Source organism: Amaricoccus sp. W119 (assembly GCF_047275745.1).
Taxonomy (GTDB): Bacteria; Pseudomonadota; Alphaproteobacteria; order Rhodobacterales; family Rhodobacteraceae; genus Amaricoccus.
Genome location: NZ_JBKQWU010000226.1, coordinates 1 through 530, shown reverse-complemented (window position 1 = coordinate 530; position 530 = coordinate 1). Strand labels below are relative to the sequence as shown.

Below are 530 nucleotides of genomic sequence, written 5' to 3'. Positions count from 1 at the left end.
ACCGCGCATCCCGCCGGTCCCTCATGAGACACTTAGCAGCCTCAGGGCAAATCCACTCAGGATCAGCCCATAAACGAGGCACACAGAAACCAAACCGCCCTCATATCCCTTCATCCGTGGAATACACAGGGTTCGCGTTGCCGTAAGGTGGCGAACACTGGTTCTGGGGCCTTAGCTCAGCTGGGAGAGCGACTGAATCGCATTCAGTAGGTCATCGGTTCGATCCCGATAGGCTCCACCAACAAGATTGGTGCCGTCGATCGGCCTCGGGCCGAACGCGGGTCCAGCGCGAAGGCTTCGACGAAGAAGCCGGTTCGGGGCCTTAGCTCAGCTGGGAGAGCATCTGCTTTGCAAGCAGAGGGTCATCGGTTCGATCCCGATAGGCTCCACCATCAACGGGTCTGACTGACCCTCGGATTGGGTCGGTAGCTCAGGTGGTTAGAGCGCACGCCTGATAAGCGTGAGGTCGGAGGTTCAACTCCTCCTCGACCCACCAGGTCCCGTTTTGGCTACGGGATCTGGAGAGATGT

At 58.9% G+C, this 530-nt stretch carries 3 tRNA genes; all 3 read left to right on the top strand.

The features are described 5' to 3' along the window. Positions 1-165: 165 nt before the first annotated feature. The 3 genes from ACLJK8_RS23145 to ACLJK8_RS23135 all read left to right on the top strand — a co-directional run bounded on the left by ACLJK8_RS23145 (position 166) and on the right by ACLJK8_RS23135 (position 496). Positions 166-241, top strand: a tRNA-Ala gene (locus ACLJK8_RS23145). A gap of 75 nt (positions 242-316) precedes the next feature. Further along, positions 317-392: transfer RNA gene (locus tag ACLJK8_RS23140), tRNA-Ala, on the top strand. Between the two features lie 27 nt (positions 393-419). Continuing rightward, positions 420-496 (top strand) — tRNA-Ile (locus ACLJK8_RS23135). Positions 497-530: the final 34 nt, after the last annotated feature.